The organism is Cobetia sp. MM1IDA2H-1, from assembly GCF_002916775.2.
Lineage (GTDB): Bacteria > Pseudomonadota > Gammaproteobacteria > Pseudomonadales > Halomonadaceae > Cobetia > Cobetia marina.
Genome location: NZ_CM133225.1, coordinates 92,770 through 113,295 on the forward strand (window position 1 = coordinate 92,770; position 20,526 = coordinate 113,295).

The following is a 20,526-nucleotide window of genomic DNA, read 5'->3' on the forward strand; positions in this document are numbered from 1 at the left end:
GTCGTGCTGTCATGTGCGTCTCGGACACGAGGGAAATACACATTGTCCACAAGTTGGCAAGAGCCTGTGACGAGAATTGTGGATAATCATTCCGCCATCTTTCAGCAACCTGCTGTTTTTGAAAGTAGACTTTTGTATTTCAACAAAATCAACAAGTTAAGGCGTACATTGCCGATTTCGGGAGTCAGTGTTCACTTTGCCGCCACCCCTGACGGCCGCTGAGTTGCCATGTATCACGGCCGGTTGTCAACCTGTGGTCAATAGCTTCCCCACAGAATTATCCACAGGCAGATCGCTCACCTGGAGGCCCGTTTCACGCTGCCTGTCCCGTCGCGGGATGCCTCCTGCACAATGAAAAAGCCGCCCCTGAGGGCGGCTTTTTCCTGGCTGACGGCGCGCATTCGCGCGTCAGGGGTTACTTCGCGGCATCTGCCTTGGTCACGTCGAGCAGCTCGACCTTGAAGGTCAGCGTCTCGTTCGGGCCGATCGGGCCGCCAGTGCCAGCCTTGCCGTAGGCGAGGTCGGCCGGGATGTAGAGCATCCAGGTATCCCCGACGCTCATTTCCTGCAGCGCTTCCTGCCAGCCCTTGATGACCTGGTTGACCTTGAAGCTGACCGGCTCGCCACGCTGGTAGGAGCTGTCGAAGACGGTGCCGTCCAGCAGCTTGCCTTCATAGTTCACCTTGACGGTGTCTTCCGCGTCCGGGCTCTCGCCGTCACCGGATTTCAGCACCTTGTACTGCAGGCCGGAATCCAGGGTCTTCACGCCATCCTGCTTGGCGTTCTCGGCGAGGAACTTGTCACCGGCCGCCTTGTTGTCGGCCGCCTGCTGTTCGGCCATCTGCTGCTGCTCTTCCATCTTCTTCTGCTGGAACTTCGAGAGCGCATCGGCAATTTCCTGATCGCTCATCTTCATGTCGCCCTTGGCATAGACGTCACGCACGGCTTGCGTGAAGGCATCCAGGTCAAGATCAGTGATGTCCTGAGACAGGCTCTTGCCCAGTGTCGCACCGATGCCGTAGCTGAGCTGTGCCTGGTCGTCAGAGAGGCTGTCATCGGCGGCAAAGCTGAACGGGGTAACCAGGAGGGCGCCGAGCGCGACGGCACTAACCAGCTGTTTCATGAAAACTCCTTCAGGATGGGATGGGCCTGAGACGGGCCCGAAACGCATATGCGGCACGCAGCGTGGCATGACCATGCTGATGCTCCGGTGCTACTGGGACTCTAACAGTCGCGTACAAGTTCCGCATCTGCCATTAGGGTTGAGACGAGCTTCGCCCGGCGCGGCTCGTGGCCAGCAGGTGCAGGGCACGTGCGATGCTGTCGTCGCCCTCGTCGAGCGCCGCCTGACCGGTAAGCTGTCGCAGCGACTGCAGGAAGGCGCGTTGGGGGTCATGGCATGACATGAACGGTGGCGTGGGAGCATGGGCCGGAGGGCTGAGGGCTTCCAGGCGTGCCAGCGCTTCCTGCTCCGCCGACAGTTCACAGGCCTTCAATTGCTGATACAGCGTTTCCAGCCGGCGTGTGGTGGCCGCGCTTCGCGTGTCGGTTGGCTCCGTCAGGTGCTGCTTGAGCTGTCGGCGACGCTCGCGCAGTGTCACGGTCATCCCGCGTTGCCAGTCACGCACCTCACCGAGCATCAGGCACGGCGAGGCGTCCAGCGCCACACCGCGTGCGGCCAGCCAGTGAATCCATAGAAGCTCGCAGACATCGAGACCGGCCTCGTCCTGCAACAGCAGACAGGCACTCATCACGTCAGTCGGCTCTGCGCCATCTTCCTGGTCGTAGGGCAGGCCCTGAGGAGCAGGCTGTGCGTAGAGGGACAGCGCGTAGTCCCACAATCCGGTAGAATGTGCGCCCATCAAGTCGGCTTTCCTGTGGTTCATGGCGGTCATGCCTGTGGTTCACGGCGGTCATGCATGCTGCGCGCGGGAGCCGACGCCCCCGGATTTTCTGATCGAGGTTGTCATGATTGCACTGCGCCAGCTCGCCCTGCAACGCGGCGGAGCCCCGCTGATCGACGAAGCGGACCTGACGTTGCATGCCGGTCACAAGGCGGGCATCGTCGGCCCCAACGGAGCCGGCAAGTCCAGCCTGTTCGGGCTGATTCTCGGTGAGCTGATCCCCGACAGCGGCAGCGTCTCGCTGGCCGGTGGCGTGCGGGTCGCGCACATGGCACAGGAAATCGATGCGCTGGAGCGCCCGATCGTCGACTACGTCATGGACGGGGATCACGCGCTGCGCGAGACGGAGCGGGCTCTGGCCGCCGCCGAAGAAAGCGGCGAGCATCAGCGTCAGGCCGAGCTGCACGCTCACTTCGACACCCTCGATGGCTATACCGCGCGTGCGCGTGCCGAGCAGCTGCTGGTCGGGCTCGGTTTCCGCCAGGCCCAGCTCAGTCAGCCGCTGGCGGCCTTCTCGGGGGGCTGGCGGATGCGGGCCAATCTGGCGCGCACCCTCTTCACGCCGTCTGACCTGCTGCTGCTGGATGAGCCGACCAACCACCTGGATCTCGATGCGCTGCTGTGGCTGGAACAATGGCTGGCACGCTACCCCGGCGCGCTGCTGCTGATCTCCCACGACCGTGACTTCCTCGATGCGGTGTGTGATCACATCATCCACTTCGATCGTCGCAAGCTGGTGGTCTACAAAGGCAACTACAGCCGCTTCGAGCGAACGCGTTCCGAGCGCCTGGTGCGTGAGCAGGCCGAGCACGAGAAGACCATGGCGCGTCGCGCCGAGATCGAGGACTTCGTGCGTCGCTTCAAGGCCAAGGCCACCAAGGCACGCCAGGCCCAGAGTCGCCTGAAGATGCTGGAGCGCATGGAGGAGACGGCGGCGGTGAAGGCCGATTCGCCGTTCCACTTCACGATTCCCTGCTCCGACAAGATCTCCCATCCGCTGCTGGGACTGGACCGTGCGGTGATCGGCTATCCCGGTCAGCCGCCGCAGCTGTCCGGGGTGCGCTTCTCGCTGCTGCCGGGCCAGCGCATCGGCCTGCTCGGCCCCAACGGCGCGGGCAAGTCGACCCTGATCAAGGCGCTCACCGGTGAACTGGCTCTGGTCGAAGGCCAGCGCACCGCCGGCGAGCATCTGGCCATCGGCTACTTCGCCCAGCACCAGGTCGATGGGCTCGACCTGACCTCGACTCCCTTCAATCATGTGCTGCGTCTCTCGCCGGGGGCCGGGGATCTGGAGATCCGCACCTTCCTCGGCAGCTTCGGCTTCCATGGGGATGAAGTGTACGCTTCGGTGGAATCGTTCTCCGGTGGCGAGAAGGCACGCCTGGCGCTGTCGCTGATCGCGTGGCAGAAGCCCAATCTGCTGCTGCTGGATGAGCCGACCAACCACCTGGATCTCGACATGCGCGAGGCGCTCACCGATGCGCTGGCGACCTTCGAAGGCACCGTGATTCTGGTCTCCCACGACCGCCACCTGCTGCGCGCCTGCGTGGATGAATTCTGGTGCATCGCCGATGGCCGCGTGACGCCCTTCGATGGCGATCTCGACGACTATCGTGCCTGGCTCAAGGCGCGGGTCGAGGGCGAGCGGCGTGAGGCGCGCGCCCAGAAGGATGCCGAGGCTGGCAGCGACGGCACGCGCACGCCGGACCGCAAGGAAGCCCGTCGTCAGGCCGCCGAGCTGCGCGAGAAGCTGCGCCCGCTCAAGAAGCTCAGCGACAAGGCCGAGCAGAAGATGAGCAAGGCGCAGGGGGAGCTGGACAAGGTCGAGGAAGCGCTGGGCGATGCCACGCTCTATGAGGCGGACCGCAAGAGCGAACTGACCCGGCTGCTGGCAAGTCAGGGCGAGATCAAGGGACGTCTCGAGGACGCCGAAGCCGAATGGTTCGAGGCCCAAGAAGCGCTGGAAGAGATGGAAGCCCAGCTCAAGGCGGCGGACTGAGGCATGCGGCTGGATCGCTGGCTGACGCGCCAGCCGCAGCTCAATCGCCGCCTGGCGTTGTGTGCGCTGGCGGCGGGGCGTGTGCGGATCAATGGCCAGACGGTCCGCGATCCGCTGCACGAGGTCGGTCCCTTCGATGCCATCGCGCTGACAGCCGATACGCTGGCGGACAATGACGCGACGCCAGGCGAGATATGCCTGCAGGCGCCACGTCGTCCACGCCATGTGCTGCTCAACAAGCCTGCCGGGGTCGTGACGGCCTGTCATGACCCGGAACATCCCACCGTCATCGATGTGCTGCGCGATTCGCTTGAATCACGTGGAGAGGATGACGGCTGGCTCGAGGAAATCCATCACGTCGGACGACTGGATCGCGCCACGACCGGTGCCTTGCTGCTGACCAACGACGGTGATGTCTCGTCACGCATCAGTGATGCCGGACTGGATGGGCCCGCCAAGCGCTACCGCATGGGGCTGGAGCAACCGCTGTCGGAGGCGGCGCAGGCCGAGGCGATCTCGCGGGTGGCGCAGGGCGTCCTGCTCGCCAATGACGCTCGGCCGACGCTGCCCGCGCGGCTCGAGTTTCTGGCCGCGGACGAGGCGCGCCTGACACTGCACGAAGGGCGCCACCATCACGTCAAGCGACTGTGGCGCACTTTGGGCAGTCGCGTGGTGTGGCTGCACCGCGAGTCGGTAGCGGGGCTGAGTGTCGCCGGGCTCGCGGTGGGGGACTGGCGAGAGCTGACGCGTGACGAGTGCCTGCGGCTCGGCGCGGCGCTGGCACATGAGTGAGACCGCTGCCTCAGCGGCCGCTGGCCTGGCTCGGCAGACCCTCATCCTCCTCTTCGCTCTCCGTCGGGGGGACATCCGGGGCTGACAGGCTGATCAGCTCACCCCGCGAGTTGCGGGTGAAGTTGCGGACGATGACCCCGATGTTGCGCGGCAGGGGATCGAACTGCTCGCAGCGGTTCAGCACCTCATGCATGTCCCCATAGCCGCTGCGACGACGTGAATCGATGGTCGCACGCGAGAAATCGATATCCTTGAGTGAGGTCTCGTCGGGGCGGGCCGCCGCCAGCAGACGCACGACATTGATGGACGGTTGCTGGGTCATGGCCAGGATGTCGTGTATTTCCTGAGACTGGCGCAGGTCTTCCGGCAGCAGGTCGGCCAGGTGCTCCAGGCCCATGCGCAGTGCCTGATTCTCTTCCATCAGATGCAGATGCTCACCGGCGCGGCTGGAGTACTGGATGTCCTTCTCGCGTAGCTGGGCTTCCTGCAAGGTTTCCGGCACCTTCCCGTAGGCGCTCCACAGGTCGATGACGTAGCAGTTGACGATCGTCTCGCTGTGCGCGCGCTCCGACAGCACCCAGCTGATCGGCGTGTTGGAGTAGAGGCCGCCATCCCAGTAGGCCTGACCGTCGATCCACACCGGCGGGAATGCCGGCGGCAGGGCACCACTGGCCAGTATGTGGCGGTGATCCAGCGCCTCTTGTGACGAATCGAAGTAACGCAATGCGCCGCTGCCGATATTGACCGCCCCGACCGATAGCCGCACGTTCTCCGGGTGACGGGCGTCGAGGCGCTCGAAGTCCACCAGGCGATTGAGGGTGTCTCCCAGCGGTTCGGTGTCGTAGAGACTGGGCGGTTCGCCGAAGAAGCTCTGCCAGATGGGAACTGTCCACAGGGGGCGCGGACGGAAGAAGCCCGGGATACCCCACAGCATGGCGGAGGAGCGCGCGACGCTGCGCTCCCAGGGGTGGAAGGCCGGCCCGAGGCTGTTGGCCGGTTGCGCGATGCCATACCAGAACGCTTCGAGGGCCTTGAGGCGCTCGCCATCCGGATTGCCCGCGATCAGTGCGCCATTGATGGCACCGACCGAGGTCCCGACGACCCAATCGGGCTGGATGCCGGCCTCTGCCAGTGCCTCGAACACGCCGATCTGGTAGGCGCCAAGGGCACCGCCGCCTTGCAGGACCAGAATATTGAGCGCGTCAGCGCAGAAGTCGCAGGATGTATCACGCATGAAACCTTCTCCTTTCCGGTAGCGCCACGCTGATGGCCTGCACGGCCTCGGCTACCTGATTGGCAGGTGATCGGCTTGTGGCAATGAAAGCGAACACGAATTGTGCAGTGCAGCATAGCAGCTGTCAGCATAGCACGCTCCTGTGGCTCCTGTGGCTCGTGCATGGGCGGCCTGTGCGCGTGGCCTGACGGGTGATTCACGTACACCAGGGGGTCAGCCAGTGGTCCGCGATCACCAGCAGCAGGGCGTAGCGGCCGCCCTTGGCGACCAGGATCAACAGCACGCTCTTCCACCAGGGCAGGCGGAAGACGCCTGCCAGCACCGTCAAGGGGTCACCGATCACGGGTGCCCAGCTGAGCAGCAGGCTCCAGGCACCGATGCGGCGATACCACAGCGTGCCGCGCGCCAGCGCTCGCCGCGAGACCGGGAACCAGCGACGAGTCCGTAGGCGCCGTGCGCCGCGTCCCAGGGCGACATTGATCAGGCTGCCCAGCGTGTTGCCAAGCGTTGCGACAAGCCATAGCGCCCATGGGGCGACCCCCTCGCACCACAGCCCCGCCAATGCGGCTTCCGACCCGCCCGGCAGCAGCGTGGCGCTGGCCAGTGCTATCAGGCCCAGCGACAGCAGGGCGACCACGTCATCCATGCCGCGATTTTCCTGAACCGCAGGGGCCGAGCCGAGGGTGAGGCAGCTGGGTGGCTTTCTTCCCCTCGCCGCTCGGGTATGCTGTTGGCAAATTCATGTAATTTTCCGGGAGTCTCGTGCATGCATATTCCGTGCGTCCTGACGATTGCCGGCTCAGACCCATCGGGCGGGGCCGGCATTCAGGCGGATCTCAAGACATTCTCCGCGCTGGGGGCGTATGGAGCCAGCGTGATCACGGCACTGACCGCCCAGAATACCTGTGGCGTTCGCAGCGTCGAGCCGGTGTCGTGCGCCTTCATCGGAGCACAGCTGGATGCCGTGCTGGATGATCTCGATATCATCGCCATCAAGATCGGCATGGTCGCGGACCCGGCTGTCGTGGAGCTGCTGGCGGACAGGCTCCGTCAGCGTCGCCCGCGCTGGATCGTGCTCGACCCGGTGCTGGTGGCCAAGAGCGGCGATGCGCTGGTCAATGACGCGGCCATCCAGGCGGTGGCAGAGCATCTGGTGCCATTGGCGGACATCATCACGCCCAACCTGCATGAAGCGGCGGTGCTGCTGGGCGAGCGTCGTCTGATCGGGCGGGAGGACATGCCTCAGGTCGCGCGTGAGTTGCGCGCACGCGGTGCCAATGCTGTTCTGATCAAGGGGGGCGCACTGGAGGGCCAGGCCTGCGATGACCTGCTGGTCAGTGATGCCGGTGAGCAATGGCTGTGCGCGCCACGGATCGAGACCGACAACCTGCACGGCACCGGCTGCTCGATGTCCTCGGCGATCACGGCGCGACTGGCGCAGGGGCTGTCACTGACGAGAGCCGTGGAGGAATCGCGGGAATGGCTGCTGGGGGCGCTGCGTGCCTCGGATCAGCTGAATGTCGGCAAGGGGCGTGGCCCCGTGCACCACTTTCACGCACTCTGGTGAGACTGTGCGTCGCGAGAGCCTGAGCTGACCCCTCGCGCGTGAGAGGAACGCCTCCCTGTCACTTCCTTGAAGAGTCGATGCCATGTCCCGCTCCCGGATTCGCCTGCCCTTGCCAAGGGCTTTCTCGTCTCGGTGGTTGCGCACCAGCCTGATGGCTGGAGTGCTTGCCATGCTTCCCTCCTGGGCGTTTGCCGCCGAGATACAGGGAGTGACCTTCGCGGATCAGGCCGAGACGCAAGGCGGCCAGCCGCTTGAGCTGATCGGTACCGGGCTGTTTACCTATCTGGTATGGGACGCCTACGTCGGTGGCTATTATCAGGATGCCCGGCGGCCGCGGCCTGCACCACTCAGCGATGTCTCGCGACGTCTGGTGCTGGAGTATTTCCATGCCATCGAGGCGGCTGACTTCGCCAAGGCGACCACCAGGGGCGTGCGCCAGAATCTTTCCGAAGCGAATTTCGCGGCGATCGAGGCGGAGCTGTCGCGCTTCAATGCAGCCTATCGGGACGTGTCGCCGGGAGATCGCTATGCGCTGGAATGGCAGGCAGAGGAGGGTGGCAAGGGACGGCTGACGCTGGCGCTCAACGATACCTTGCTCTTCGAGAGCGCTTCGCTGGCATTGGCCAACGGGGTGTTCGCGATCTGGCTTGGCGACTCCCCCGCGCGCGACGACTTTCGTTCACAACTGCTGGGGCGTTAGCCGTCAGCCTCTGAACTTCCGGGCGGCTCGCGCCCATGGCGAGCCCTGCCTCATCAAGACGCCCCTGCCGGTTACCCGGCAGGGGCGTCTTGTCATCTGACACGGCCATCGTTGCCGTCAGGAAGGTCTCCCGTGGCAACTCGCTGGCCAATGCTGCGGCTTACTTGGCTTCTGCCGCCTTGATGTCGGCCTGCAGCGTGTCGAGGATCTTGCTGCCGCGCTCGCCGGCCTGCTCCCGGAAGACCTCCCAGCCTTTCTCGCCGACCGGACGGAAGGCTTCACGCTGCTCGTCGTTCAGCGTGATGATCTTGATGTCGCTGTCCTGCTTGATCTTCTCGAGACGGTCCGCGTTGTACTCCTCCTGCTTCTCGAAGATATACGGGCGCATCTCGTTGGTGACCTTGTCGAGCATCTGCTGCTGCTCGTCATCCAGGCCGGAATAGAAATCGCTGGAGGCCACCAGCGTGGTGATGAACTGCGCCTGCTTGGCCTGGATCATGTAGTCCTGAACTTCATAGAAGCTCATTTCCTGAATGGCGAACACCGGGTTCACCTGGCCGTCTATCTGCCCCAGCTGCAGGCCGGAATAGACTTCCGAATACGGCAGCGGCGTCGGGTTGGCGCCATAGGCCCGATAGCTCTCCACCAGAATCGGTGACGTCATGGTGCGAATCTTGAAGCCTTTCATGTCCTCAGGCGTCTCGATGTCACGGTTGCCGGTCCAGACCATCCAGCCTTCCGGAATCACGCCCAGCAGCTGAAGGTTCTGCTCGGTGTAGGCCTCGGACAGCATGTCGATGGCCTTGGAGTTGCCGAGCACCTCTTCATTGACGGCGTTGTCGTCGGAGAACAGGAAGTGCAGCGTGAAGACGCCTGATTCAGGAATCACCGAGGCCAGGTGACCCGGTGACGCAAAGGTCAGCTGGATGGCATCGCTCTGCACCAGTTCGGTGAGCTGTGAGGAGGTACCCAGCGCGCCGTAGGGGTAGATCTCGACATCGATGTCACCGCCGGAGGCCTCTTCGATGCGTTTCTTGAATTCCTGAGCGTAGGCATCCTGCACGCTGCCGGAGACTTCCTCCAGCGCGAAACGCCAGGTGTCAGCCTGTACGCCCGCGGAGGCCAGTGCCGCCATGCCGAGGCCGGCCGTGAGGGCGCCTCCCTTGAGGAGCGCGGCAAGACGAGAAAGGTGAACAGGAGTTCTGGGCGTCTCGCGATTCTGCTCGGGTGACGGGTTCCATTGCATCGTCATCTTGTTCTCCTTGTGTGATTTCCATCAGCGCCGGGTGGTATGGGGCGAACCCGGCGTGCAACTTGCATCATTTAGATAATATTGCCATTCTTAATATAATAAAAAAATTACCAAATCGGATAGTGTGATTAGAATTTATTATGAATAGGCTGAGCCTGTCCGCATGAGATTCTGGTACTCGATGACTCCTGCTCCGGGTCGGTGGCATGCCCTGCCAGATGGCTCGGTAGAGGCAGTCCGCGTGCTTGTTCGTAGTGTCGCTAATAAAGGGCACCGTCAATAAAGCTAGATCATGACTCACCAAAGTGAAAATCACGGCGGTGTCTCGGAAAATTTCAATGGATCGTACTGGCAAATTCAGACGGCGTGGCGCAAATCGCTGTGCTTGCGTCGCCTGACAGAAAGCCTGCCTGGCAGGAAGCCACATCAACAGGAAGCCGCTTCATGAATTCGCCCCCCTCCAAGTCTCCCCCCGCTGATGAGACCCGGCCCACCCCGGCCGAGGCGCAAGGCGCTCAGGATCCCCTCGCACATCTGCCTGCACCGCTGCGCCGCCTGGCGGCGATATTCGAACGCGGTGATCAGGGCCTGGCACACGTCGAGCGCTGGCTGATCGCGCTGTGCGTGCTGGGCATGGCGACGGCCAGTATCGCCAATGTGATCGGGCGCAACGTCTTCAACTACAGCCTGCCGTTCACCGAAGAGCTGATGCAGATCCTGCAGCTGTGGCTGACCTTTCTCGGCATCAGCTACGGCGCGCGCGCCGGACGCCATATCCGCGTGACGGCACTGCTGGACTTCATGCCGCCGTGGTTGCGCAAGGTGCTGTTGATCGCCGGACAGGTCATCACCTGTGCGCTGCTGGCCTACCTGGCCTGGCTGGCGGTGGATTATCTGCAGAGCCTGGCCAGGTCAGGGCGTGTCACGCCGTCGCTGCGCTGGTCGCTGGCGGCACTCTATGCCGTGGTCCCGCTGGGGCTGGCGCTGGGCGCCCTCCAGTATCTGATGGCGATTCTGCGCAATCTGCTGGCACAAGGTGCCTGGCTGTCGTGGCGTACGGCGGAGATAGACGAGAACGAGGAAGTCGACGGTAGCGGTGCGCTCTAGCACGTCTCTTCCATTTCGGATGCGAGCCTGTGGCGCGGGAGTGAAGGCAAGAGATGCCTTGGCTGATGCGTGTTGCAGGGCTCGTGATTGATCACACTACATTGACCCAGGGACGGAAGCTGCGATGTGGATTCTGCTCGTGATGGTGGGGCTGCTGTTGCTTGGGGTACCCATGATGGTGCCATTGAGTGTCGGCACCTTCTTCTTGTTGTTCAGCGATTTCCCTTTTCTCAAGCCAGAGCTGGTGATCCAGCAGATGATCGGTGGCCTGCAGCCGGTGGTACTGACGGCGGTCCCCATGTTCATTCTGGCGGCCGATATCATGCTCAAGGGCTCCACCGCCCAGCGTCTGCTGGATGTGGTCGAGCGTTTCGTCGGCCACTGGCGTGGCGGTCTGCCGGTGACCACCGCGCTGGGCTGTACCCTGTTCGGCGCGGTGTCCGGCTCCACCCAGGCCACAGTGGTCGCGATGGGGCGCCCGCTGCGCCCGCGGCTGCTGGAAGCCGGTTACAGCGACAAGTTCACCATCGCGTTGATCATCAATGCCTCTGACATCGCGCTGCTGATTCCGCCGTCCATCGGCATGATCATCTACGGTGTCGCGACCGGTACCTCGGTAGGGGATCTGTTCATCGCCGGTATCGGTCCGGGGCTGATGATCCTGGTGCTGTTCTCGCTCTACTGCATGTGGAAGTCGTGGAAGCTGGGCATCGCGCCGCAGCCCAAGGCGGACTGGCCTGCGCGCCTCAAGGCATTGAAGCGCGCCAGTCTGCCCGCCGGCTTCCCGGTGATCATCATCGGCGGCATCTACTCGGGGATGTTCTCGCCGACGGAGGCCGCCACGGTCTCGGTGATCTATGCGCTGATTCTCGAGATGCTCATCTACCGTGGCGTCACGCTCAAGGACCTGCCCGGCGTGGCCTTCTCCACCGGTCTGATCACCGCGGTGGTATTCATTCTGGTGGCGGCGGGCGCCGGCTTCTCGTGGATGATCTCCTTCGCCAAGATTCCGGATGCCATTCTCGGCGGGTACATCCCGTACCTGTCAGAACACGCCCTGGCGCTGCTGGCGGTGATCGCGGTGGCCTATTTCGTCGGTTGCATGTTCGTCGATCCCATCGTGGTGATCCTGATTCTGGCGCCGGTATTTGCCCCGGCCGTCGATGCCGCCGGACTGGACCCGGTGCTGGTCGGTACCCTCGTCACCCTGCAGGCGGCGATCGGTTCGGCGACGCCACCCTTCGGCTGTGACATCTTCACGGCGGTGGCGGTGTTCCGGAAGCCTTACATGGAGGTCATCCGTGGCACGCCACCCTTCATTGCCCTGCTGTTGCTGGCGACGGTGCTGCTGATGCTGTTCCCGCAGATCGCGCTCTTCCTGCCCGGCCTGGCCAGCTAGCCACCGATACGGCTCGTTGGACATGCGCATCACGAACGCCCCGCAGACTCGGTCTGCGGGGCGTTCGTGTCTGGTATGCTCCTGCTCATCATCATTCATCTCTTGAAGGAGCAAGTGGCATGCGAGCATTGATCCAGCGCGTCACCCAGGCACAGGTCGTGGTGGAGAACGAGACGGTCGGCGCCATCGCGGGCGGTCTGCTGGTGCTGGTGGGGGTCGAGAAGGGCGATGATGAGGCGCGCGCCGACAAGCTGCTGCACAAGCTGCTGCACTACCGTGTCTTTGGCGACGAGAACGACAAGATGAATCTCAACGTCCAGCAGGCGGGTGGCAGTCTGCTGCTGGTCTCGCAGTTCACGCTGGCGGCGGACACCGGCAGTGGCATGCGTCCCAGTTTCTCCTCGGCAGCGCCACCGGCGGAAGGCGAGCGGCTGTTCGCGTATCTGGTCGACAAGGCGCGTGAACGCGGGGAGGAGCTTGGCGTGGGAATCGAGACCGGACGCTTCGGGGCCAACATGCAGGTCTCGCTGCTCAATGATGGGCCGGTGACCTTCCTGCTCGAGAGCTGAGCCACCGCTTCACGCACTCTGCAGACCCAAAAAAAGCCGCTCCCGAGGGAGCGGCCGCAAGCATTGGATGACAGGCCTGCGCCGTCTCGCGCGGGAGAGCGGCGCAGGTAAAGCAGGGACTCGTTACTGAATGCCTTCCGGATTACGGGCGTTCAGGAAGGCCTGTTCGGAGACTTCGTGCCACTTCTCGACCTTGCCTTCGAAGGTGGTGTAGGACTCGTAGATGCGGCCTGCCAGCTCATTGGAGTCGCCGAGTTTCTTGACCACTTCGCCTGACAGTTCGCGTGCCTTGTCGAGCACGTCCTGCGGATAGCGACGCAGCTCGACCTTGTGCTCGTTGAGCAGTGTCTCGAGGGCATCGTTGTTGCGCGCGGTGTACTCGTCGAGCATGTCCTGGTTCACGTCACGTACCGCGGAGCGCAGGATGGCCTGCAGGTCCTTGGGCAGCTCGGCCATGGCGTCGTCATTGACGATGGCCTCGAAGGTGACGGTCGGCTCGTGCCAGCCCGGATAGTAGTAGTACTTGGCGGCCTGATAGAGACCGAAGGCCAGGTCGTTGTACGGCCCGATCCATTCGGTGGCATCGATGGCGCCGGACTGCAGCGAGGTGAAGATCTCGCCGCCCGGCATGCTGACGGTCGCCACGCCCATCTGCTGCATGACATCGCCACCCAGCCCCGGCATGCGCATCTTCAGACCGTCGAGATCGGCAACCGAGTTGATCTCCTTGTTGAACCAGCCGCCCATCTGCACGCCCGAGGCACCACCGGCCATGACTTCGACACCGAACTTGTCATAGACCTCGTTCCAGAGCTCCAGACCCCCGCCGTAATGCAGCCAGGCGTTCATTTCCTGTGCGGTCATGCCGAAGGGGACGGCGGCGAAGAACTGGGCTTCCGGCGCCTTGCCTTTCCAGTAGTAGGAGGCCGAGTGGCCGATCTGCGCCGTACCGGAAGAGACGGTGTCCAGTACCTCGAAGCCCGGCACCAGCTGTCCGGCGCCGTAGACCTTGATCTTGAGGCGTCCATCAGACATCTCATCGACGAGGCGCGCGAGGCGCTCGGGACCCTGGCCTACGCCCGGGAAGTTCTTCGGCCACGAGGTGACCATCTTCCAGGTGTAGGTATCCGCGGCATTGGCGATGGCCGGTAGGGTGCCCATGGCGGTCATGGTGCCGACGGCGATGCCGAAGGCGAGTTTGTTGAGTTGCATGGCATGCTCCTTGAAGTGCCCGATTGTTGTTGTGCACCGGTCAGTGACTGGCGCTGGGCAAGAGGTGGGCCGCGAACGGCTCCCGTGCATCTGCATGAGCCGTCTGGCGGCTCTCCCATCAGCTGGCGGGGCGAGCCCCGCCAATTCAGTTGCTGCTCTGTATTTGTTCTGTCCGTGTTCTGTCCTTGTACTGTCTCGTCAGTGTTGGCCTAGAACTGGGCCGGCAGCCAGGTGGCCAGGCCCGGGAAGGCGGCCAGCGCCCCCAGCATGCATAGCTGGATCAGGATGAACGGAATGACGCCCTTGTAGATCTGCTTGGTGCTGACTTCCTTGGGCGCGACGCCGCGCAGATAGAACAGCGCGAAACCGAAGGGCGGCGTCAGGAAGGAGGTCTGCAGGTTGATGGCGATCATGATGCCCAGCCAGATCGGGTCGAGGCCCATGGCCAGCAGCACCGGGCCGACGATCGGCACCACCACGAAGGTGATCTCGATGAAGTCGAGGATGAAGCCGAGCAGGAAGATCACCAGCATCACCACCAGGGTGGCACCGATGACCCCTCCGGGCATGTTCTCGAAGATCTCGGTGACGACCTCTTCGCCGCCGAAACCACGGAACACCAGCGAGAACAGCGCCGCACCGATCAGGATCAGGAAGACCATCGTGGTGACGTTGGTGGTGGAGCGCACGACTTCCGTCAGCGTCTTGAAGCTCAGCTTGCGGTTGGCGACGGCCAGCATCAGCGCGCCGAAGGCACCTACGGCAGAGGCTTCTGTCGGCGTGGCCAGTCCGCCGAGAATCGAGCCCAGCACGCAGACGATCAGCACGATCGGCGGCACCAGTCCCTTGAGGAGCAGCCAGCCGATGCCACCGGTGTGGCCCAGCTCCTTCATCAGCGCGTCACGGTCCACGGCCGGCGCCTTCTCGGGCTTGAGCCAGGCGATGATGGCGATGTAGACGATATAGGCGACCACCAGGATCAGGCCCGGCACCAGGGCGCCGATGAACAGGTCGCCCACCGAGACGGTCTTCGGGCTCCAGATGCCCATCGACAATTGCGCCTGCTGATAGGCGGAAGACAGTACGTCGCCCAGCAGAACGAGTGCGATGGACGGCGGAATGATCTGTCCCAGGGTGCCGGTGGCACAGATGGCGCCAGTGGCGAGCGACGGGTCATAGCCACGCTTGAGCATGGTGGGCAGTGACAGCAGGCCCATGGTCACGACGGTCGCGCCGACGATACCGGTGGAGGCCGCCAGCAACATGCCGACGATGGTCACGGAGATGCCCAGGCCGCCACGCAGTGAGCCGAACATCAGCGCCATGGCGTCGAGCAGCGTCTCGGCGACCTTCGATTTTTCCAGCAGCACGCCCATCAACACGAACAATGGCACGGCCAGCAACGTCTGATTGGTCATGGTGCCGTAGAGGCGATTGGGCATCGCCGACAGGAAGCTGGCATCGAATACGCCCTGGGTAATGCCCAGCGCGTCCAGCCCCATGCCCAGCCCGGCGAAGGCCAGCGCGGTACCGGCAAGCGACAGCGCCACCGGATAGCCCAGCATGAGAACGACACAGATACACACGAACAGCAGCAGCGGCATGATCTCGAGCATTACACCAGCTCCTCATCGTGATCAGGGGTGTCATCGCTCGCATGCGGCGACGGCAGCCGCCCGCACAGGAACAGGAGGTGGCGACCAGCTTCAGCGACACCTTGCAGCATCATCAGGATGGCGACCGCGGGGATCAGGCTCTTGAGCAGATAGACGCCAGGCAGGCCACCGGATTCGGGGGAGGCTTCCTTGATGCTCCATGAGTCGCCGACATAACCCAGGCTCGAGAGCAGGATGAAGATCATCACCGGGAACAGCAGTAACAGGGTGCCGCCGAGGTCGATCCACGACTTCCCGCGATGGGACATGCGCTGGTAGAAGATATCCACGCGGACATGGTTGTCATGCTTGAGCGTGTAGCTGGCGGCGAGCAGGAAGACGGTCGCGTGCATGTACATCACGGATTCCTGCATCGGAATGCTGTTGATGTTGAAGGCGTAGCGCAGCATCACGATGGCGAATTCGACCAGCATCATGATGACGACCAGCCAGGACACGCAGCGTCCCAGCCCTTCGGTCATGCGGTCGAGCCCTGTGAGCCAGCCGGGGGTAGAGGCAGTGGCAGACATGGAATCCCCTTGGCCTGCGGGTAGCAGGTGATATTTGTTGGCGTTGTTGTTGCCGAGTCTGGCGTTGCGTGTGCCGTCATCGTAGTCGGGGCGATCTCGTGTGCACGCTGACGATCGTCACATCAGTTCAGGCTTTGCTCATGTTGTAGCTTTGATGAGACGTCGGCAATCCGGCAATCGTCGTTTCAGACAACGCTATTCCACGCTGGTGGATGGCAGATGCCAGTGAGGCCATGCAGGTTCTCGGCAGTCATCAGCGTTGCTTTCACGATTAATCCACGCCCTCGGACAGGCCAAGAGTAGCGAGTGGCTGGCCAGTGACAAATGGATCATTGGTCTGACAGGCGAGATATATCTTTCGATTCAGTCACTTGGATTGAAAAATCCATGCAGGACGGGAACGGGAAGGTGGCAATCAAGGTGACGGACAGGCGGGTCCCGGCGGATATCGAGGATGATATCCAGGCACCCGTGAGAGGACTGAGAATTGAGGTGAGGGCGTGTCAGGCCAGGCCAAGCGCCTTCTGACAGGCCACGGGGAGGTGCACTTCCACCGCAAGAGGTAGATGGTCTGAGAAGAGGTGGGACAGGGTGCTGGGGTGCTCGATGTGCAGGGTGGAGGAGGCCAGAATATGGTCCAGACCCCGCCGTGGCTGCCAGGCAGGATAGCTGTTGATCGCCTTGCTGGGCCGCGAGTCGAGCGCCTCGCAGAATCCCTTGTGCTGGCGCAGTTGTGCCAGGGTGCAGTTCAGGTCGCCCATCACGATGACGTGCTTGAGCGGTGCGATCAGCTCTCCGAGATAATCGAGCTGCTTGCGCTGGATTCGCGCGCCAAGTGCCAGATGCGTGACGAAGACATGCAGTGCATGCTCCCCCTCGCCGAAGCGAGCATGGATGGCGCCGCGTCCCGGCAGGGTGCCGGGCAGGCTGTGCTCTTCGAGATGGCTGATCGGCAGGCGCGACAACAGGCCGTTGCTGTGCTGTGCCAGCCGGCCGAGGTTGCGATTGAGCTGCTGATAGCGATGCGGGAAGTGAGCCGTCTCGGCCAGCGCGTCCACCTGATTGACGTTGCCGGAGCGGAAGCTGCCGCCGTCGACTTCCTGCAGCCCGACGATGTCGTAAGGCGTGATGGCCCCGGCAATCAGTTCCAGGCGGCGGTGGCGCTTGGGATGTGGCAGCAGATGTTGCCAACCGCGGGTGACATAGTGATGCCACGCCGCGGTATGGATACCGACCTGCATGTTGAAGGTCAGCAGACGCAGCGGCGAACCCGACAATCCATGCCCGGCATCATCCGCTGCGTCGGCGGCCACTGGGGAGTCGTCAGCGGCCTCTGCCATCAGGCGGCGTCCTTGTCGCCAGCCTTCTCTTCACGCACCTGCTCGACCAGCTCATCGGTGATCTTGAGCATGTTCTTGAGCGAGCCAGCCGTGCTCGGAGAGACGACATAGCGACCGTCGACGATCAGTGCGGGGACACCCATGATCTTGTAGGCGCGCATCTGTGCGTGTGCCTGATTGACCTGGCTCTTCACGCCGAAGGAGGTCAGGGACTTCTCGGCGTCTTCTTCGCTGACACCGTAGTCGCTGTAGAAGGCGGCGATGTCTTCCGGGTCGGTGAGACGCTGGTGGTCCTTGTGGATGGCATCGAAGAAGGCCTTGTGGGTCTCATCGAGAATGCCCAGATCCTTGGCGGCATAGAAGGCATAGGCGTGCTTGACCCAGTCCTGCCCCATGGTGGCCGGCAGACGATGGAAGGTCACGTCACCAGGCAGCTCATCGACCCAGGGCTCGAGGCTGGATTCCAGTGCGTAGCAGTGTGGGCAGCCATACCAGAATGCCTCGACCACTTCGACGTTGCCGGCCGGTGCATCGGTCTTCACCGGTTCGTCGAGTACCTGATAGTCCTTGCCAGCTTCAGCGGCGAACACGCTTGCTGACAGGCCAAGGCCCGCCACCAGAGTCAGTAGGGGTTTCCACTTCATGGAACATCTCCATCGGGTTGAGGCATGCCCGGGCATGAGACCCGGCAACATTAGTGATGCATCGAGTATGCGTGTCAGCCACCACCGCTGTCGAGACTGCCGGGCGGGACACGGCGGATCACTGTCTGGCCAGCCTAGCGTGACAAGGTTGACCGCTGGATGAACGCCGTTCGACCACGTTGCCGTGCAGAGCACGCCACGCCGTGCCGGAGCCGGTCGCCATCGCAGATGTCATACGTGACATCAGCCTGACTGGATGCCTCAGCGCAGGCCGTGAAGATACTCGGCGACCTGCTGCATGTCGCTGTCACTCATGCGTGCGGCGATGCTGCTCATGATGTCATTGGGGTCGTTGTCACGCGTGCCGTCACGAAAGGCCTTCAGCGAGGTGATGGTGTAGGCGGGGAATTGCCCAGCCAGCGCAGGATAGCCTGCTGAATCAATCCCCTCGCCGCGAGGGCCGTGGCAGGCGGTGCAGGCCGCGATACCTCGCTCAAGCGAGCCGGCCCGGTACAGCACCTCACCTGCTTTCGCGGCGTCGGGCTCTGCCTGGCCGCGGTTGGCGGGCTGCTCAGCATAATAGGCCGCGATATCGGCAATGTCCTGATCGCTCAGGGTGTCGGTGAGGCCTGCCATCTGGGGAACCGCGCGACGACTCTCGCGGATATCCGTGATCTGCTTGCGCAGATAATGGGCCTGCTGTCCGGCGAGGTGCGGGAAGGCGGAGGCTGGGGACACGCCCTGCGCACCATGGCAGGCAGCACAGACGGCTGCCTTGGCCTGGCCGGCGCTGGCATCCGCAGTGATCTCGTCTGCGCCAGCGCGGGGCGAGAGGCTGAGCGCCAGCAGGGCGCTCAAGGTGGCGAAAATCGTCGTGGCAAGTACGCCCCAGCTCGAACTCAGCGGCCCTTCACGGTGCTGCGGTGATCTCATCAGCTTGTTCATGTCACTGGTCCCTGTTTGCGCAAATCCCGCAGTGGAGTCATCCCGGCGCTGGTGGCAAGCATCACCCGAGGAGAAGTACGTCAGACGCCTCGCAGCCCGTGAGAGCTGGGTGGTACACTAGCGCATCATGAGCGTGATGCTTGTCATTACGGCAGTATAGCGAATCCCCTTCAGGGCGCGTTAATGTGCCTGCCGCCTGCCTGTCGAGCTGACAGCGCCAGTGGTGCTCTATTCCGTTTCACCGGCCGTTTCTTCTGCTCTCACGTGATGTCGCGCGGGCGAGACGTCCGCCATCAACAGGTATTCAGATTCTCATGGCCGAGTCAGCCACTCCGTCCCCCAAGCTTCACTATCGTCAGGCACGCTTCTTGATCAGCGCCGCCACCCTGGCCCAGTGCCCGACGGATGTCGGTGCCGAGGTGGCCTTTGCCGGTCGCTCCAATGCCGGAAAGTCGAGCGCCATCAATGCCCTGACGTCCCAGAAGGCGTTGGCGCGTACCTCCAAGACGCCTGGCCGCACTCAGCTGATCAACTATTTCACCATCGGTGAAACGGGCCGCCATCTGGTCGACCTGCCCGGCTATGGCTATGCCAAGGTGCCGGACAAGGTGAAGCGTGAGTGGCAGTCCCATCTGTCCAACTACCTGCGCAACCGCCAGTCGCTGCGCGGCCTGGTGCTGCTGATGGATGTGCGTCACCCGCTGTCAGAATTCGACCAGATGATGCTGGGCTGGGCCGATGAGGCACAGATGCCGGTGCATATCCTGCTGACCAAGGCGGACAAGCTGAAGCGTGGACCGGCGGCGGCGAGCCTCCAGAAGGTACGGCACGCCCTCAAGGAGTGGGAAGACCTCGTCACCGTGCAGCTGTTCTCGTCGCTCAAGTATTCGGGAGTCGAGCAGGTGCACGCCAAGCTCGATGAGTGGCTGGCGGACCCGGCGGTGATGGAAGGTGTCACGGAGGGTGAGGCCGATGAAGCCCCCCAGGACCCGTTCGACGACTGAGTCGTCCGTGTCATGACATGTGCTGCTGCATAAAAAGAGACGCCGGTCACCCTTGGGTGACCGGCGTCTCTTTTGTGGGGCGTCTCTTTTGTGGGGCGTCCAGTTATGGGGCATCCAGTTATGGGGCGTCCAGACCTCTGCCCTGGCGGGGTCGGTCACCTGTGGCCGACCGCCTGTCACCGTTCATCACTGCTCACATGAACAGGCTGGGAGCGGTGTTTTCTGACAGCAGTCGCTGAGGGACCTGCGGCATCGCAGCCTGGCTCGCCCGCACCTCGAAACGTGTCAGGTGGCCACCCTGGGAGCTGTCGGCAGGGGCATTCAGGCTGCGTGCCCGTGGATCACCGCCCGACATGTCGATGATCGCTGCCGGTACCGAGGTCACGCCTCGCGTGGCGTTTTCCATGCTGGTTCGCGCACTGTAGACCGCAAGTACGATCAGCATGGCGCAGAGCACGACCTGTCCTGTGCCGATCAACACTCCCTGCCAGGCACTGGCATGCGGCAGGGCCAGCGGACCGGGATCCTGCTGGAATCTCTCGATGATGTCGGTGGCGTCGCGGGACTCGGCGTCGTCACTGATGGCGCGGGAATATTGCCAACTCTGGCAGATGACACGCCGAGATGATGATTGAGTGCTCATGCTGTCCTCTCCAGTCGCGACGACATCGAA

The 20,526-nt window shown here is 63.2% G+C and carries 20 protein-coding genes; 8 read left to right on the forward strand and 12 right to left on the reverse strand.

Annotated elements, in window-relative coordinates; translation table 11 throughout:
- Positions 1-415 precede the first annotated feature (415 nt).
- Both BOH68_RS00435 and BOH68_RS00440 read right to left on the reverse strand, forming a co-directional pair.
- Positions 416-1,123 carry an FKBP-type peptidyl-prolyl cis-trans isomerase gene (locus BOH68_RS00435; protein ID WP_077379579.1) on the reverse strand — a complete coding sequence of 236 codons (708 nt, stop codon included), beginning with the start codon at positions 1,121-1,123 and terminating at the stop codon, positions 416-418.
- 133 nt (positions 1,124-1,256) lie between these two features.
- Positions 1,257-1,862, reverse strand: a complete 606-nt coding sequence (locus BOH68_RS00440; protein WP_170877490.1) for a TIGR02444 family protein — start codon at positions 1,860-1,862, stop codon at positions 1,257-1,259.
- A 106-nt stretch (positions 1,863-1,968) separates the two neighbouring features.
- Between BOH68_RS00440 and BOH68_RS00445 the strand changes: the two genes are divergently transcribed.
- Together BOH68_RS00445 and BOH68_RS00450 are read left to right on the forward strand one after the other, a co-directional pair.
- On the forward strand, positions 1,969-3,903 hold the full coding sequence (locus tag BOH68_RS00445) for an ABC-F family ATP-binding cassette domain-containing protein (protein ID WP_077379575.1): 1,935 nt from the start codon (positions 1,969-1,971) through the stop codon (positions 3,901-3,903).
- Positions 3,904-3,906: 3 nt separating this feature from the next.
- The gene (locus BOH68_RS00450; RefSeq protein WP_077379573.1) at positions 3,907-4,695 is read left to right on the forward strand and encodes a pseudouridine synthase; all 789 of its coding nucleotides are present in this window, start codon (positions 3,907-3,909) and stop codon (positions 4,693-4,695) included.
- Between the two features lie 10 nt (positions 4,696-4,705).
- On the opposite strand, the gene BOH68_RS00455 is transcribed toward BOH68_RS00450, so the two are convergent.
- A complete protein-coding gene (locus tag BOH68_RS00455) occupies positions 4,706-5,929 on the reverse strand; it encodes a patatin-like phospholipase family protein (protein ID WP_077379571.1) in 1,224 nt (407 codons plus the stop codon).
- A 196-nt stretch (positions 5,930-6,125) separates the two neighbouring features.
- On the reverse strand, positions 6,126-6,575 hold the full coding sequence (locus BOH68_RS00460; protein WP_374700435.1) for a YqaA family protein: 450 nt from the start codon (positions 6,573-6,575) through the stop codon (positions 6,126-6,128).
- 120 nt (positions 6,576-6,695) lie between these two features.
- Between BOH68_RS00460 and thiD the strand changes: the two genes are divergently transcribed.
- Both thiD and BOH68_RS00470 read left to right on the forward strand, forming a co-directional pair.
- Positions 6,696-7,496, forward strand: coding sequence for a bifunctional hydroxymethylpyrimidine kinase/phosphomethylpyrimidine kinase (thiD, locus tag BOH68_RS00465; protein ID WP_077379570.1), 801 nt, complete (start codon positions 6,696-6,698; stop codon positions 7,494-7,496).
- A gap of 169 nt (positions 7,497-7,665) precedes the next feature.
- On the forward strand, positions 7,666-8,196 hold the full coding sequence (locus tag BOH68_RS00470; protein WP_258038368.1) for a chalcone isomerase family protein: 531 nt from the start codon (positions 7,666-7,668) through the stop codon (positions 8,194-8,196).
- Positions 8,197-8,356: 160 nt separating this feature from the next.
- Here the strand turns inward: BOH68_RS00470 and BOH68_RS00475 are convergent, their stop codons facing one another.
- Entirely contained in the window at positions 8,357-9,448 is a 1,092-nt protein-coding gene (locus BOH68_RS00475) for a TRAP transporter substrate-binding protein (RefSeq protein WP_217493015.1), read from the reverse strand.
- A 444-nt stretch (positions 9,449-9,892) separates the two neighbouring features.
- On the opposite strand from BOH68_RS00475, the gene BOH68_RS00480 reads away from it, so the two are divergent.
- The 3 genes from BOH68_RS00480 to dtd all read left to right on the forward strand — a co-directional run bounded on the left by BOH68_RS00480 (position 9,893) and on the right by dtd (position 12,523).
- Positions 9,893-10,555: a TRAP transporter small permease gene (locus BOH68_RS00480; RefSeq protein WP_077379568.1), complete on the forward strand. Its 663-nt coding sequence runs from the start codon at positions 9,893-9,895 to the stop codon at positions 10,553-10,555.
- Between the two features lie 124 nt (positions 10,556-10,679).
- Positions 10,680-11,954 (forward strand): TRAP transporter large permease, encoded by a 1,275-nt coding sequence (locus tag BOH68_RS00485; RefSeq protein ID WP_077379566.1) that lies wholly within the window; start codon positions 10,680-10,682, stop codon positions 11,952-11,954.
- Between the two features lie 119 nt (positions 11,955-12,073).
- On the forward strand, positions 12,074-12,523 hold the full coding sequence (dtd, locus tag BOH68_RS00490; RefSeq protein WP_077379564.1) for a D-aminoacyl-tRNA deacylase: 450 nt from the start codon (positions 12,074-12,076) through the stop codon (positions 12,521-12,523).
- A gap of 123 nt (positions 12,524-12,646) precedes the next feature.
- Here the strand turns inward: dtd and BOH68_RS00495 are convergent, their stop codons facing one another.
- From BOH68_RS00495 to BOH68_RS00520, 6 genes are all read right to left on the reverse strand, one after another.
- The gene (locus BOH68_RS00495; RefSeq protein ID WP_240499768.1) at positions 12,647-13,693 is read right to left on the reverse strand and encodes a TRAP transporter substrate-binding protein; all 1,047 of its coding nucleotides are present in this window, start codon (positions 13,691-13,693) and stop codon (positions 12,647-12,649) included.
- A 251-nt stretch (positions 13,694-13,944) separates the two neighbouring features.
- On the reverse strand, positions 13,945-15,351 hold the full coding sequence (locus BOH68_RS00500) for a TRAP transporter large permease (protein WP_077379560.1): 1,407 nt from the start codon (positions 15,349-15,351) through the stop codon (positions 13,945-13,947).
- A complete protein-coding gene (locus BOH68_RS00505; protein WP_077379558.1) occupies positions 15,351-15,920 on the reverse strand; it encodes a TRAP transporter small permease subunit in 570 nt (189 codons plus the stop codon). The genes BOH68_RS00500 and BOH68_RS00505 overlap by 1 nt, the downstream gene beginning before the upstream one ends.
- 503 nt (positions 15,921-16,423) lie before the next feature.
- Positions 16,424-17,260 carry an endonuclease/exonuclease/phosphatase family protein gene (locus tag BOH68_RS00510; protein ID WP_077379556.1) on the reverse strand — a complete coding sequence of 279 codons (837 nt, stop codon included), beginning with the start codon at positions 17,258-17,260 and terminating at the stop codon, positions 16,424-16,426.
- Positions 17,260-17,904 (reverse strand): thiol:disulfide interchange protein DsbA/DsbL, encoded by a 645-nt coding sequence (locus tag BOH68_RS00515; protein WP_065392489.1) that lies wholly within the window; start codon positions 17,902-17,904, stop codon positions 17,260-17,262. The genes BOH68_RS00510 and BOH68_RS00515 overlap by 1 nt, the downstream gene beginning before the upstream one ends.
- 261 nt (positions 17,905-18,165) lie before the next feature.
- Positions 18,166-18,849 (reverse strand): c-type cytochrome, encoded by a 684-nt coding sequence (locus BOH68_RS00520; RefSeq protein ID WP_258038366.1) that lies wholly within the window; start codon positions 18,847-18,849, stop codon positions 18,166-18,168.
- 314 nt (positions 18,850-19,163) lie between these two features.
- On the opposite strand from BOH68_RS00520, the gene yihA reads away from it, so the two are divergent.
- Positions 19,164-19,853, forward strand: a complete 690-nt coding sequence (gene yihA / locus BOH68_RS00525) for a ribosome biogenesis GTP-binding protein YihA/YsxC (RefSeq protein WP_077379554.1) — start codon at positions 19,164-19,166, stop codon at positions 19,851-19,853.
- A 193-nt stretch (positions 19,854-20,046) separates the two neighbouring features.
- Here the strand turns inward: yihA and BOH68_RS00530 are convergent, their stop codons facing one another.
- Positions 20,047-20,496, reverse strand: coding sequence for a hypothetical protein (locus tag BOH68_RS00530; RefSeq protein WP_077379552.1), 450 nt, complete (start codon positions 20,494-20,496; stop codon positions 20,047-20,049).
- Positions 20,497-20,526 lie beyond the last annotated feature (30 nt).